General features: G+C 74.9%; 11 protein-coding genes. 5 read left to right on the top strand and 6 right to left on the bottom strand.

What is annotated here, in order from left to right; genetic code table 11:
* Positions 1-78: 78 nt before the first annotated feature.
* The 4 genes from C8E97_RS12795 (at position 79) to C8E97_RS12780 (ending at position 6,083) form a co-directional block, all read left to right on the top strand.
* Positions 79-972, top strand: a complete 894-nt coding sequence (locus tag C8E97_RS12795) for a helix-turn-helix domain-containing protein (RefSeq protein ID WP_121005013.1) — start codon at positions 79-81, stop codon at positions 970-972.
* 139 nt (positions 973-1,111) lie between these two features.
* Entirely contained in the window at positions 1,112-3,424 is a 2,313-nt protein-coding gene (locus tag C8E97_RS12790; protein ID WP_121005010.1) for a Tex family protein, read from the top strand.
* Between the two features lie 16 nt (positions 3,425-3,440).
* A complete protein-coding gene (locus C8E97_RS12785; protein ID WP_121005007.1) occupies positions 3,441-4,502 on the top strand; it encodes an NAD-dependent epimerase/dehydratase family protein in 1,062 nt (353 codons plus the stop codon).
* Positions 4,503-6,083 (top strand): phytoene desaturase family protein, encoded by a 1,581-nt coding sequence (locus tag C8E97_RS12780; RefSeq protein ID WP_121005004.1) that lies wholly within the window; start codon positions 4,503-4,505, stop codon positions 6,081-6,083.
* A 197-nt stretch (positions 6,084-6,280) separates the two neighbouring features.
* Here the strand turns inward: C8E97_RS12780 and C8E97_RS12775 are convergent, their stop codons facing one another.
* The 3 genes from C8E97_RS12775 to C8E97_RS12765 form a co-directional block, all read right to left on the bottom strand.
* Positions 6,281-6,724, bottom strand: coding sequence for an SRPBCC family protein (locus tag C8E97_RS12775; RefSeq protein WP_121005001.1), 444 nt, complete (start codon positions 6,722-6,724; stop codon positions 6,281-6,283).
* 104 nt (positions 6,725-6,828) lie between these two features.
* The gene (locus C8E97_RS12770; protein WP_121004999.1) at positions 6,829-7,380 is read right to left on the bottom strand and encodes a LuxR C-terminal-related transcriptional regulator; all 552 of its coding nucleotides are present in this window, start codon (positions 7,378-7,380) and stop codon (positions 6,829-6,831) included.
* 99 nt (positions 7,381-7,479) lie between these two features.
* Positions 7,480-7,983 (bottom strand): GNAT family N-acetyltransferase, encoded by a 504-nt coding sequence (locus C8E97_RS12765; RefSeq protein WP_246018850.1) that lies wholly within the window; start codon positions 7,981-7,983, stop codon positions 7,480-7,482.
* Positions 7,984-8,023: 40 nt separating this feature from the next.
* On the opposite strand from C8E97_RS12765, the gene C8E97_RS12760 reads away from it, so the two are divergent.
* Positions 8,024-8,809: an enoyl-CoA hydratase/isomerase family protein gene (locus C8E97_RS12760; protein WP_121004996.1), complete on the top strand. Its 786-nt coding sequence runs from the start codon at positions 8,024-8,026 to the stop codon at positions 8,807-8,809.
* An 88-nt stretch (positions 8,810-8,897) separates the two neighbouring features.
* Here the strand turns inward: C8E97_RS12760 and C8E97_RS12755 are convergent, their stop codons facing one another.
* The 3 genes from C8E97_RS12755 to C8E97_RS12745 form a co-directional block, all read right to left on the bottom strand.
* Positions 8,898-10,463, bottom strand: coding sequence for a serine/threonine-protein kinase (locus C8E97_RS12755; RefSeq protein ID WP_246018849.1), 1,566 nt, complete (start codon positions 10,461-10,463; stop codon positions 8,898-8,900).
* 167 nt (positions 10,464-10,630) lie between these two features.
* Positions 10,631-12,682: a glycosyltransferase gene (locus C8E97_RS12750; RefSeq protein WP_121004990.1), complete on the bottom strand. Its 2,052-nt coding sequence runs from the start codon at positions 12,680-12,682 to the stop codon at positions 10,631-10,633.
* A 1-nt stretch (position 12,683) separates the two neighbouring features.
* A complete protein-coding gene (locus C8E97_RS12745) occupies positions 12,684-13,463 on the bottom strand; it encodes a WecB/TagA/CpsF family glycosyltransferase (protein ID WP_121004987.1) in 780 nt (259 codons plus the stop codon).
* Positions 13,464-13,532 lie beyond the last annotated feature (69 nt).

Below are 13,532 nucleotides of genomic sequence, written 5' to 3'. Positions count from 1 at the left end.
GACCGTAGGATTCGGACCGCCCGCCCGTATTGGACGAAAGTAAACCCCGGCCGCGCCGGACGCCCGTAGGCTCGACGCGTGGCGGACTGGTCGATCGTCGTGCCGAGGCGGGCGGTCGAGCGCGCCGACCCCCTGGTGTTCGGCACGCCTGCCGTCGCGGGGGTGCTGTCCTACAGCGCGCACGACACGTCCGCCGGGCCGCAGCGCTGGACGGTGTCCCCGCTGGGCGCGGTCACCTTCACCATCGACCTGACGACACCCGACCGGGGCGGTCTGCCGTGGTCGCCGGTCATCGGCCCGCGCGACCGGCCGTTGACGGCCACGCAGTCCGGCCGGGCGGTCGGCATCACGGTCGGGCTGTCCCCGCCCGCCGCGCACGCCCTGTTCGGGCCGCTGCGCGAGCTGGCGAACACCACACCCGGACTGGTCGACCTGCTCGGCCGGGACGCGCACCTGCTCGCCGAGCGGCTGGCCGAGGTCGGGCGCCCCGCCCGAGCCGGGCAACCCGACCAGGCGGACCACCACCACCGCACAGCGCGACCGACGAACACCGCGCACCCGCCCCTGAGCACGCCCTGGCAGGCCCGCTTCCGACTCCTGGACCGCCTGCTGGCCGAGCGGCTGGCCAGGGGGCCCGCGCCGGACGACGCCGTCCGGGTGGCGTGGCGACGCCTCGCCGAGACCGGCGGCACGCTGCGCATCGGGGCGCTCGCGGACGAGATCGGCTGGACGCGGCAGCACCTCGTGACCCGGTTCCGCGACCAGCTCGGCCTGACCCCGAAGACCGCGGCGCGGACCCTGCGCCTGCACCGGGCGGCGTCGCTGCTGCCCACCGCGCCGCCGGCACGGGTCGCCGCCGACTGCGGCTACGCCGACCAGTCCCACCTGAACCGGGACTTCCGCGCCCTCACCGGCATCACGCCGACCGCCTACGCGGGACGGCGCGACCCGGCCCGCGCCCGCACCGGGTGACGGCGGGCCGACGCGCGGTGGCGAACCGGACGACCGCCCGTGACGACCAGGAGCACCCCGGCTCACCCGAACGGACGACAGCAGGCGCGACCCGCCCATGCCCGCCCCTGCACCCCCGCGCGACGCGAGTGCGGGCACAATGCCTGCCGTGACCACAGCCATCCACCAGAGGATCGCCGACGAGCTGGGCGTGCGCCCCGGACAGGTCAGCGCCGCCGTCGACCTGCTCGACGGCGGCTCGACCGTGCCGTTCATCGCCCGCTACCGCAAGGAGGCGACCGGCGCGCTGGACGACGCCCAGCTGCGCGCGCTGGAAGAGCGGCTGGGCTACCTGCGCGAGCTGGAGGAGCGCCGGGCCGCCGTGCTCGACTCCATCCGGTCGCAGGGGAAGCTCGACGACGCACTGGAAGCCTCGATCCTCGCCGCCGACTCCAAGGCCCGGCTCGAAGACCTGTACCTGCCCTACAAGCCCAAGCGGCGCACCAAGGCGCAGATCGCCCGCGAACAGGGCCTGGAGCCGCTGGCCGAGGGGCTGCTGGGCGACCCGTCGGTCGACCCGGCGCGGGCGGCCGAGCCCTACCTGACCGAGGAGGTCCCGGACGTCGCCGCCGCGCTCCAGGGCGCGCGGGCCATCCTCGTCGAGCGGTTCGGCGAGGACGGCGACCTCATCGGCGAGCTGCGCGAGCGCATGTGGGCGCAGGGCCGGGTCTCCTCCAAGGTCCGCGAGGGCAAGGAGGAGGAGGGCGCCAAGTTCTCCGACTACTTCGACTTCTCCGAACCCTTCACCAAGCTGCCCTCGCACCGCATCCTGGCGCTGTTCCGGGGCGAGAAGGAGGACGTCCTCGACCTCCAGCTCGACCCCGGCGACGACGAGGAGCCCACCGGCTACGAGGCCCGCATCGCCGCCCGGTTCGGCGTCGACGACCAAGGCCGCCCGGCGGACCGCTGGCTCGCCGACACGGTGCGCTGGGCCTGGCGCACCAGGATCCTCGTGCACCTGGGCATCGACCTCCGGTCGCGGCTGCGCCAGTTCGCCGAGGACGAGGCCGTCAAGGTGTTCGCCTCGAACCTGCGCGACCTGCTGCTCGCCGCGCCCGCGGGCACCCGCGCGACGATGGGCCTCGACCCCGGCTTCCGCACCGGTGTCAAGGTGGCCGTGGTGGACGCGACCGGCAAGGTCGTCGCCACCGACACGATCTTCCCGCACGTGCCCGCGAACCGCTGGGACGAGTCGATCGCCAAGCTCGCCGCCCTCGCCCACCGGCACCGGGTCGAGCTGATCGCCATCGGCAACGGCACGGCGTCGCGCGAGACCGACAAGCTGGCCGCCGACCTGCTCAAGCGGCACGCCGACCTCAAGCTCACCAAGGTCGTGGTGTCCGAGGCGGGCGCGTCGGTGTACTCCGCGTCCGCGTTCGCGTCCGCCGAGCTGCCCGACCTGGACGTGTCGCTGCGCGGCGCGGTCTCCATCGCCCGCCGGTTGCAGGACCCGCTGGCCGAGCTGGTCAAGATCGACCCGAAGTCCATCGGCGTCGGCCAGTACCAGCACGACCTGGCCGAGTCGAAGCTGTCCCGCTCGCTCGACGCCGTGGTCGAGGACTGCGTGAACGCCGTCGGCGTCGACCTGAACACGGCGTCCGCGCCGCTGCTGACCCGCGTCTCCGGCATCACCGCCGGGCTCGCGGAGAACATCGTGCAGCACCGCGACGCGCACGGCCCGTTCCGCTCGCGCACGGCGTTGAAGGACGTGCCGCGCCTCGGCCCGAAGGCGTTCGAGCAGTGCGCGGGCTTCCTGCGCATCCCCAACGGCGACGACCCGCTGGACGCCTCCTCGGTGCACCCAGAGGCGTACCCGGTGGTGCGGCGCATCCAGCAGCACGCCAAGGCCGAGCTGATCGGCAACACGGCGGTGCTGAAGTCGTTGCGCCCGCAGGACTTCGTGGACGACAAGTTCGGCCTGCCGACGGTCACCGACATCCTGCGCGAGCTGGAGAAGCCGGGCCGCGACCCGCGCCCGGCGTTCAAGACCGCGACGTTCGCCGACGGGGTGGAGAAGATCGCCGACCTCAAGCCCGGCATGGTGCTGGAGGGCGTCGTCACGAACGTGGCGGCGTTCGGCGCGTTCGTCGACATCGGCGTGCACCAGGACGGCCTGGTGCACATCTCGGCGCTGTCGGACACCTACGTCAAGGACCCGCGCGACGTGGTGAAGTCCGGCGACGTGGTGCGGGTGAAGGTGCTGGAGGTCGACATCGCCCGCAAGCGCATCGGGCTCAGCCTGCGGTTGCAGGACGAGCCGGGCCGGAAGGCGCCCCAGCGCGACCAGCCGCGGCGCGAGCAGCAGCGCGGCGGCGGGCGGCCCGGCAGGCAGCAGCGGCAGCCGGAGCGGCCGCCCGCGAACGGCGCGATGGCGGAAGCCCTGCGCCGCGCGGGGCTTGGCGGGTCGAAGTAGGGGTACCCGGCTGGGCATGAGGGTCGTCGTCACGGGTGCCAGCGGCAGCGTGGGTACGGCCCTGCGCCGGGTCCTGCACGCCGACGTGCCGGGTGCGGACGTGCTGGGCGTCGCCCGCCGGGTGCCGGCGACGCCCCGGGGCGCGCCGCGCGGGCCGGGCGCGGGGCCGCCCCGCACGTCCTGGCTGAGCTGCGACATCGGCGCGCCGTCCGCCGAGGCGGTGCTGACCAGGGCGTTCACCGGCGCGGACGCGGTGGTGCACCTGGCGTGGGCCGTCCAGCCCGGCCCGGAGGAGCCGGCGATGCGGCGCACCAACCTGGGCGGCAGCGCGCACGTCGTGCGCGCCGCCGAGCGGGCCGGGGTGCCGCGGGTCGTGGTGGCCTCGTCGGTCGCCGCGTACACGCCCGCGGACCACGCCGTGGACGAGGACTGGCCGTGTGGCGGCGTGCCCGGCAGCGCGTACAGCAGGCAGAAGGCCGAGCTGGAACGGCTGCTCGACGGTCACGACGTGGTGCGGATCAGGCCGTGCGCGGTCGTCCAGCCCGACGCGGGCGCGGAGGTCGGTCGCTGGGTGCTCAGCCCGCTGCTCCCGCCGTGCGCGCTCGGCCGGAAGTGGCTGCCGGTCCCGCTGTGGTCCGGGCTGCGGGCGCAGGTCGTGCACGCCGAGGACGTGGCGCGGGCGATCCTGGTGATCCTGCGCAAAGGGGCCACCGGCGCGTTCAACGTGGCGTCCGAGGAGGTGCTCGACGCGGACCAGTTGGCGCGGGTGTTCGGCGGCTTCCGGGTGCCGGTGCCGTTCGGGCTGCTGGAGGGCCTGGCGTGGCCGACCTGGCGGGCCGGGTTGCAGCCGATGCACCCCGGTTGGCTGCGGCTGGCCGACCGGGCTTCCATTGTGGACGTTTCCCGGCTGCGCGCGCTGGGGTGGCGGCCCCGGCACGCGCCGCGCGACGCGCTGGCCGAGTTCGTCGCCGCCGTGGCCGAGGGCCGGGGTTCGTGGGGACCGCTCGCGCCGCGTGCCGGCGGGCGGTGGCGCAGACTGGGGTGGGGTCGTCCGGTCAGGCAGAGCCAAGGGGGTTGAGTGAGCGACGTCGTGGACGCCGTGGTCATCGGGTCGGGTCCGAACGGGTTGGTGGCCGCGAACCTCCTGGCGGACGCCGGGTGGGACGTGCTGGTGCTGGAGGCGGCCGACGTGCCGGGTGGCGCGGTGCGCACCGCCGAGCTGACCGCGCCGGGGTTCCGCAACGACGTGTTCAGCGCGTTCTACCCGCTCGGCGCGGCCTCGCCGGTGATCGCCGGCCTCGACCTGGAGCGGCACGGGCTGCGGTGGCGACGCGCGCCCGAGGTGCTGGCGCACGTGCTGCCCGACGACCGGGCCGTGCTGCTGTCCCGTGACGTCGAGCGGACCGCCGCGTCGGTGGAGGCGTTCGGCGCGGGTGACGGCGCGGCGTGGCTCGCGGAGCACGCGCGCTGGCAACGGGTCCGCGACCCGCTGGTGGAGGCGCTGATGCGGCCGTTCCCGCCGGTGCGGGCCGGCGCCGGGCTGCTGGGCGCGCTGGGCGCGGCGGAGGCGTTGCGGTTCGGGCGGATGTTCGTGCAGTCCGTGCGCGCCTTCGGCGACGAGCGGTTCACCGGCGAGGGCGCGCCGTTGTTGTTGGCGGGTAACGCGATGCACACCGACCTCGGTCCGGACCAGGCGGGCAGCACGGCGTTCGGGTGGCTGCTGTCCATGCTGGGCCAGGACTTCGGCTACCCGGTGCCCGAGGGCGGCGCGGGGCGGCTCGCGGAGGCGTTGGTGAACCGGCTGGGCGGCCGGGTCGAGTGCGGGCGCGCGGTGACCGACGTCGTCGTCGCACAAGGGCGTGCGCTGGGCGTGCGGGACGCGTCCGGCGGCCTGGTGCGCGCCCGGAAGGCGGTGCTGGCCGACGTGCCCGCGCCGAACCTCTACCTCGGCCTGGTCGGTGCGGAGCACCTGCCCGCGCGGCTGCTGGACGACCTGCGCCGCTTCGAGTGGGACGACGCGACGGTGAAGGTGGACTGGGCGCTGTCCGGCCCGATCCCGTGGGCGGCGGCGGAGGCGAAGGGCGCGGGCACCGTGCACCTCGGCGGCGACCTCAACGGGTTGTCGGTCGGCAGCACCGAGATCGCCACCGGCCGCCTGCCGCGCACGCCGTTCGTGATCCTCGGGCAGATGACCACGGCCGACCCGACGCGGTCACCGGCCGGCACGGAGTCCGCGTGGGGCTACACGCACGTGCCGCGCGGCGAGAGCTGGAGCCCGGACCGGCTGCGCCGGCGGGCGGACCGGGTGGAGCAGCTGATCGAGCAGCACGCGCCGGGCTTCCGGGACCTCGTGCTGGCGCGGGCGATCCACGGTCCGGCCGACCTGGAGGCGCGCAACGCGAGCCTGGTCGGCGGCTCGATCAACGCGGGCACGGCGGCGATCCACCAGCAGCTGGTGTTCCGGCCGGTGCCGGGGCTGGGCCGGTCGGACACGCCGGTGGACCGGCTGTTCCTCGCCGGCGCGTCGGCGCACCCCGGCGGCGGGGTGCACGGGGCGGCGGGCGCGAACGCGGCGCGGGCGGCGTTGGCGCGCAACGGGCTCGCGGGCGACGGCTACCGCCTCCTCATGCGCGGCCTGCACCGGGCGGTCTACCGCTGAGACCGCCGCAGGCGGCACTCCCGACGAAGCGCGGTCCACCCCTGGCACCGCCGCGGGCGGGACGGCTGACGAAGCGCCGCAAGACGGCGCGCCAAGCCGAGCGTCGGCATGCGGCACGCCCGGCGGACGTCGAAGGGCGGCACGCGTGCGGCGGCGGTCGGAAGCGCGGCACGCGGAGCGGTTCCGGGCCGCGTGACCTAGCGGGTGGCCTGCCGCCGCTCCGCGAGGTCCGCGAACCGGCGCAGCGACTCCCGGTTGCGCGGCGTCAGCGCCAGCGCCTGGACGGGTGCGGGCAGCAGCGACAGCGGCCCCTTCTCGACCTCCTCGCGCATCCGCACGGTGGTCGCGCCGCCCGCCTCGATCAGGTCGAACCGGATGTGCGCCGCGCCGAGCGGCCACATCCGCGCGTCCAGCTCCAGCATCCGGCCGGCCACGACGGCGCGCACCGTCGTGATGTCCTTCACCTGGAGCGGCCACGGGCCGATGCTGTGGTGGATGCGGGCCCCTGGCGCGGGCCAGTCGGCGTCCACCTCGCGGATGTGCGCCGCGCCGACCACCCAGCTCGCGTACGACCAGCCGTCGGCCAGCACGCCGAACACCTGTTCCAGCGGTGCGGACACCCGCAGGCTCACTTCGACCATGAGCTGCGGGTTCCCGCGTCCTGACCGGCGGAAACCGCCCGCTCGGGTGCACTTGGCGCGGGATGGGGCGCCGGGCGCGCCTCGCGGAGCGCCCGGCACCCGCCCTAGAGGTACGAGCGCTGACCCCACGGCATCGCCGCGGCGAGCTGCGCGCGCCGGCCGATGTCGAGCTTCCGGTAGATCCGGGTGATGTGGAGTTCGACCGCCCGCGTCGACACCGAGAAGTGCTCGGCGATCTGGCGGTTGGTCATGCCCTCCAGCATCATCAGCGCGATCCGGTGCTCGTGCGGCGTCAACGGCTCGCGCGACCGCGCGGCCTCGGCGCTCTGCCCGTCCCGCGGCCGGACCATGCCCGGCACCCGCTCACCCTCCGGCACACCCAGCAGCACGTGCCACTGCCGGATGCGGACCTCGGCGACGGACTGCGACCGGACGTACGGGTCGCCCCGCACCAGGTCGCGCGCCGCGGCCTCGTCAGGCACCTGGCAGATCAGCAGCACACCGGAGCCATCGGCCCACGGTCCGGTGCCGACCAGCACGCCCTGTTCGGCGAGCGGACGCCAGTATTCGCGATGTGCCAGATGAATGGATCTCCGAACCTGTCGCGCATCACGAAATGTCAACTCGACGGCGAAAGCCACTGGACTGATCCCCATTTCATATCCGCGGCCGACTTTCGCCACATACTCAACTGGGGCCGTTATTCACTGTCAAGTGAGACACCTCACACGGGGGATGTCGAAACCTGATGGCAGCTATAGCCGCTTCTGGAACCAGTGGTCCGCATAGCGGTCGCAGTTGAACGGTGCTACCTCACGGTAACCGTGCCGCGCGTACAGCCGGCGGGCTTCCACCAGGTCAGCGCGCGTGTCCAGGCGGACGGTCGTGGCGCCAATCGAGACGGCGGCCTCCTCGACGGCGGCCAGCAGGGCTGCTCCCCCACCGAGGCCACGCGCGGCCGAATGGACGAACAGCCGTTTCAGTTCGGCGGTTTCCCCGGTCACCATGCGGAAGCCGGCGCAGCCCAGCGGCCGGCCGTCGACGCTTCCTACGAAAAACGCGGAGAGGTCGTCGGTAGGGTCGTCGGCGATCGCACCGGCCACCTCGTCGGCGGTCGCCGGGCGGCCGTAGTACCGCTCGATGATGTCCGCCAGGTAGGTGCGGATCAGGGTCTGCGCCTCGGTGCCCTCGGGGTCGACCGCGCGCACGGTCCAGGTGGTCACCGCCTGATTTTCACCTCGATTGCGCCATTCGGACACCTGGTTTTCACCATTCCGGACGCGTGTAAAGTCCACGGCCGTGGCAGCGCAACAGGTCCGGGTCGAGCGGGACGCGGCCGGTCTGGCCGTGCTCACCGTCGACGCTCCCCCGTTGAACCTCTACACCGTCGAGCTCCAGGACCTGCTGGACGCCGCGATCGGCGACCTGGAGGACCGGCCGGCGCGGGCGCTGCTGGTGCGGGCCGAGGGCCGGGTCGTCAGCGGCGGCGTGGACGTGAACCTGTTCGCCGCGCAGCGGACCCGCGCGCAGGCGAAGGCGTTGTTCGACCAGATGCTCGACCTGCCCGAACGGGTGGCGGCGCTGCCGTTCCCCACCGTGTTCGCCGCGCACGGGCTGTGCCTGACGTGGGCGTTCGAGGTCGCGGTCGCGTGCGACCTGCTGCTGGCCGCCGCGAGCGCGCGGTTCGGCCTGGTGGAGCAGGTCATCGGGTTGACCCCGACGATGGGCGGCACGCAGCGGCTGGCGGCCCGCGCGGGCGTGGGGCGGGCCAAGGAGCTGGTGATGACCGGCGACCAGTACGACGCCGCCACGCTGGAGCGGTGGCACGTGGTCAACCGCGTGCTGCCCGACGAGGGGTTCGACGACGCGGCGCTGCGGTTCGCGCAGGGGCTGGCCGCCGGGCCGACGCTGGCGCACGCCGCGACCAAGCAGGTGCTCGCGCACTACGAGCGCGGCGGTGTCGCGGAGGCGAGCGAGCACGTGACGTCCATCGCGGCCGACCTGTTCGACACCGAGGACCTCCAGGGCGGCGTGCGGTCGTTCCTGGCGGACGGGCCGGGCCGGGCGGCGTTCAGCGGTCGCTGAACCCCGACGGCAGAGCGGTCGCCGAGCCCCGACGGCCGTGGGCGCGACGCCGGGCGTGCGGCCCGCGGGTGCCACCCGGACCGCCGCTTCAGCGCGGGTCGTAGGCCGTGGGGCCGTACCAGGCCAGCGCCGACCGCAGTTCGGCCACGTCCCGCTCCCGGCGCTTGCGGTACCGCTCGTGCGAGATCGGGTAGACCCGCAGCCCGCCCTTGTGGCTCTGGAAGCTGCCGCGCCCCAGCGTCTTCGGCGGCTGCGCCGCGCCCACCAGCCACACCACGACCCACGGCCGCGAGTTCGGGCCCTCCACCTTGACCCGCGAGATCGCGTACCAGGGCAGCCGCCGCTTCTCCTCGCCGCCGGACACCGTGATCCCGTCCGGCCCGATGTCGATCGCCAGCGGCGTGCGCAGCGCGCCGACCAGCAGCCGCACAGCGACCAGCGCGAACACCGCGCACGCGACGAACGCCGCCGCGCGCACCCCCTGCGGCGCGCCGGCCGACGGGTCCACGATCGCGACGGAGACGAACGCGGCGACCGAGTGCGCCGCCGCCCACCCCAGCCCGACCAGGCGGGACGTCTTGAACCGCGCGCCGCTCTTCGTCAGCGGCGGCGTGCGGGGCCGGACCGGACCGCTCGCCGGCGGGACCGGCGCGGACGCCGCGCCCCGCGTCGCGGGTGCGGCCGACGCGGCGAACGACGGCGCGGGCGGCGGGTCCTCCACCAGCAGGCGGGTCGCCGGCTTGCGCTCGTCGGCGAGCACCCTGGTCGGCGGCTTGGCGGGCAGTTCGCGCAGCTCGGTGTGCCGCTGCTCGACCAGCGTCCGGACCTGCGCGGGCAGCCAGGACGGCTCGCTGGACGGCGGTCCGATCAGCTCCAGCAGCCGGGCGGGCGTCGGCCGGTGCGCGGGTTCGCGGACCAGGCACGGCACGATCAGCGGCACCAGGCCCGGCGGCACCCGTGCCAGGTCGGGCTCCTGGTGCACGACCCGGTAGACCAGCGCGGACGTCGCGCCCTCGCCGAACGGGCCCGCCCCGGTCGCCGCGTACACCAGCACGGAGCCGAGCGCGAAGACGTCGCTCTGCGGGGTGATCGCCGACCCGACGACCTGCTCGGGCGACAGGTAGCCGGGTGTGCCGAACACGATCCCGGCCTCGGTCAGCGCCGAGTGCTCCAGGGCGCGCGCGACGCCGAAGTCGATGACGCGGGGCCCGTCGTTGGCCAGCAGGACGTTGGACGGCTTCAGGTCGCGGTGCACCAGGCCCGCGCCGTGGATCGCGACCAGCGCCTCGGCCAGCCCGGCGGCGAGCCGCCGCACGGCGCGCTCGGGCAGCGGGCCGAAGTCGTGGACGGCCTGCTGGAGGGTCGGGCCCACCACGTACTCGGTGGCCATCCAGGGCCGGTCGGCGTCCGGGTCGGCGCCGACGACGGTGGCCGTCCAGAACCCGCCGACCGACCGCGCCATCTCGACCTCGCGCCGGAACCGCTCCCGGAACTGCGGGTCGTCCGCCAGCTCGGCGCGGGCCACCTTGACGGCGACCGGCCGCCCGCCGCGCGACCGGGCCAGGTAGACGGAACCCATCGCCCCTCGGCCCAGGGCGGCGAGCAGCGTGTAGTCGCCGATCCGCGGAGGGGCGTTCGGAGGCAGTGGCTGCACGGCACCCACATTAGTTGCGCCGGCGTCCCCGGTCGGCCAAGTCGAGTAGTTCTACCCACCACACCGATGTCGAGTGCCGCCCATCACAGCCCCGCGCCGCACCACGGCACCGCATTACACCACGCCGTGCCGCCACACCACCGCGCCGCCGCACCGCGCGGACCGCGTCACCGCCGGGGTCGACGCGCCTCGGCCCGCGCCACCAGCTCGGCCGCCCGCGAGTGCCACGAGTACGGTGCGACCGACGCGCGCAGGTCCTCCGCCGGCCGCGGGCCGCCCTCGGCGAGCGCTTGCCGCACCGCCGCCACGAACTCCGCGTGCCCCCGCGCCACCCGCACCCGGTCGCGGTACGCGGCCAGCTCGGCGAAGTCGGTGCTCACCACGGGCAGCCCGAGCGCCAGGTACTCCTTGAGCTTGATCGGGTTGGAGTGCCGGATCCAGTCGTTGTCCTGCCACGGCATGATCGCCACGTCGAACGCCGAGCCCCACGCCGGGATCGCCTCGTAGGGCCGGAAGCCGAACCAGTGGACGTTCGGGTACTTGTCGAACCGCTCCATCGGGTGGGTGGCGTCACCGACCAGCACGAGCGACGCGTCCGGCAGCTCGGCGGCCAGGCGTTCCAGCAGGTCGAAGTCGACCACGAAGTCGTCCAGCGCGCCGAAGAAGCCGATGCGCGGACCGTCGACCGCGCGGACCTCGCGCGGCCATTCGGACTCGGGGCGCGCGGTGAAGTGGTCGAGGTCGACGCCGTGGTCCAGGAAGTGGGCGCGGTCGCCGGTCCGGCCCCGCTCCTCGGCCATCAGCGCGTGGCTGACGTACACGACGTGGTCGGAGTGCTCCAGCAGCCGGTGCTCCAGGGCCCGGATCGCGGCGCGGTCGGCCTCCGGGAAGTCGGAGTGCCGGTCCGAGCGGTTGAACACCAGGCTGTGCCTGCGCATCGGGGCCACCACGTCCCAGGCGGTCGGGATGGTGACCATGATGACGGGGGTGCGCAGCCCGAGCGCCGCCGCGACCAGCCGCACCTGGGCGCGCACCAGGACGGCGTTCACCTTGCGCAGCAACGGCGATCCGTAGAACGGCAGCGGCAGCGGCGACATGACGTGGAAACCCGGCGCGGGACGGCGCACGAACTTGGCGACGCTGCGCAGCTTGCGCAGGACGCGCCGGGCGACGTGCGTGCTGTTGCCGGGCGTCGGCATCCTCATCCCGATGCTGTTGACCACCAGCACCTTCCGGTGTCCGGCGACCGACCTCATCAGCTGGAAGTCCGAGTGCGCCCGGTTGTGGTACCACCAGTCCTGGGCGGAGAAGCAGATCCAGCCGGGCGCGCCGCCGGGCCGGGCCGGCCAGCGCCGCCACCGCAGCAGGTCCACGACCGCCGTGCGGTGCTTGGGCGCTCGCGGCGCGCGGAGCAGTTCGTTGAGCAGCACCGCGCACCACATCGCGAACGCGGCCGGTCGGCCGCGGCGCTCGCGCACCAGCCGCACCCGGTTCGTGGTCGCCATCGACCACAGCACCGGCGACGTCGACTGCTCGCCGCCCAGGTGGACGGCGCGGGCGCGCGGCTCGTAGCGGACGCCGAACCCGCGCTCGCCGGCGCGCAGCATGTACTCGGTCTCCTCCGAGTACAGGAAGTAGCGCTCCTCCAACGTCCCCGTCGCCGCGCGGCACTCGCGCGACACCAGCCACGCGGCGCCGGTCACCCAGTCCGCCGCGCCGGGCGCGTCGTAGTGCCGCCGGGACACCACCAGCTCGCCCAGCGCGGCGAAGCGGCCCGCGCGGGTGCCGCCCAGCAGCGCCTCGCCCAGGGCGCGCAACGGGTTCGGCGCGCGGCGCAGGGACAGCTGCGGGCTGCCGTCGGCATCGGCGAGCCGGGGCGCGACGATGCCCGTGCCGGGTCGGGCCAGCGCGGCGCGCAGCAGCGTGATCGCGTCCGGCGCGAGCCGCACGTCCGGGTTGAGCACGAGGACGTCGCAGTCCGGCGCGGCGGCGAAGCCCGCGTTGACGCCGGCCGCGAACCCGTCGTTCGTCGGTCGCGCCACCACCAGGGCGTCGGGCGCGACCCGCGCCACGACGTCGAGGGTGTCGTCGGTGGACGCGTTGTCCACGACGATCACCCGACCGTCCGGAACGGGCTCCAGGGCGGCGGCGACGGACTCCAGGCACGCCGCCACCACGTCGGCACTCCGGTAGGTCACCACGACCACGGCGAGCGGCACGTCACTTCTCCCGGCTGAGGCGGAGGCGGAGGGCTTCGGACAGCAGGCGGAACGCGAACGGCAGGTCGTCGCGCAGGTAGCGCCGGGCCAGGCGGCGCGGTTCGAGCGCGAGGCGGTGCAGCCACTCCGCGCCCATCCGCTGCACCACGCCCGACGCGCGGCGGAACTCGCCCGCCGCCATCGGGATGCCCGCGCCGCAGCCGAGGAACCACGCGCGCGGCAGTTCGGCGCGCAGCAGCCGGATCAGGCGCTCCTGCTTGGGGAAGCCGAGGCCGACCAGCACGAGGTCCGGTTCGGCCGCCACGACCTTCGCCACGGTCCGCGCGGTCGCCTCCGGGTCGGTGTCGAACCCGTACGGCGGCGAGTCGGTGCCCGCCACCCTCAGACCGGGGAACCGCGCCCGCAGCACACCGGCGGCCTTCTCCGGGACGCCGGTGTCGCCGCCCAGCAGGTAGACGGCGCGGTCCTCCCGCGCGGCGGCCCCGGACAGCGTGAACACCAGGGACGCGCCGGTGACCCGCTCGGGCACCGGCACACCGGCCAGGCGGCCGGCCCACACCACGGGCATCCCGTCCGCGACGACCAGGTCGGACTCGGCCACCAGGGCGGCCAGCTCGGGCGCGCGGGTCGCCGCGCGGACGATGTCCACGTTCGCGGTGACGATCGCGCCGCCCTCGCCCCGCCGCCAGGACCGCGCGACGTGCTCGGCGACGCCGGACTCGCGGACGGACCACACGTCGACGGCGCCCACGCGGACGCGGGGCTGCGGGATCTGCGGCATATCCGCGTCATCGGGCGCGGGCGGGTCCCCGTTACCGCCGCGCCGACGTGATCGACGACGCGGTAACAG

Origin of the sequence: Saccharothrix australiensis, assembly GCF_003634935.1 — a bacterium.
In the GTDB taxonomy this organism is placed as follows: Bacteria; Actinomycetota; Actinomycetes; order Mycobacteriales; family Pseudonocardiaceae; genus Actinosynnema; species Actinosynnema australiense.
This window is presented reverse-complemented; position numbering and strand designations above follow the sequence as displayed.

Excerpts from the sequence above, each read along its gene's own strand:
- C8E97_RS12790 (WP_121005010.1), top strand. The coding sequence starts at position 1,112 with ATGCCTGCCGTGACCACAGCCATCCACCAGAGGATCGCCGACGAGCTG.
- C8E97_RS12785 (WP_121005007.1), top strand. The coding sequence starts at position 3,441 with ATGAGGGTCGTCGTCACGGGTGCCAGCGGCAGCGTGGGTACGGCCCTG.
- C8E97_RS12775 (WP_121005001.1), bottom strand. The coding sequence starts at position 6,724 with ATGGTCGAAGTGAGCCTGCGGGTGTCCGCACCGCTGGAACAGGTGTTC.
- C8E97_RS12770 (WP_121004999.1), bottom strand. The coding sequence starts at position 7,380 with ATGGGGATCAGTCCAGTGGCTTTCGCCGTCGAGTTGACATTTCGTGAT.
- C8E97_RS12745 (WP_121004987.1), bottom strand. The coding sequence starts at position 13,463 with ATGCCGCAGATCCCGCAGCCCCGCGTCCGCGTGGGCGCCGTCGACGTG.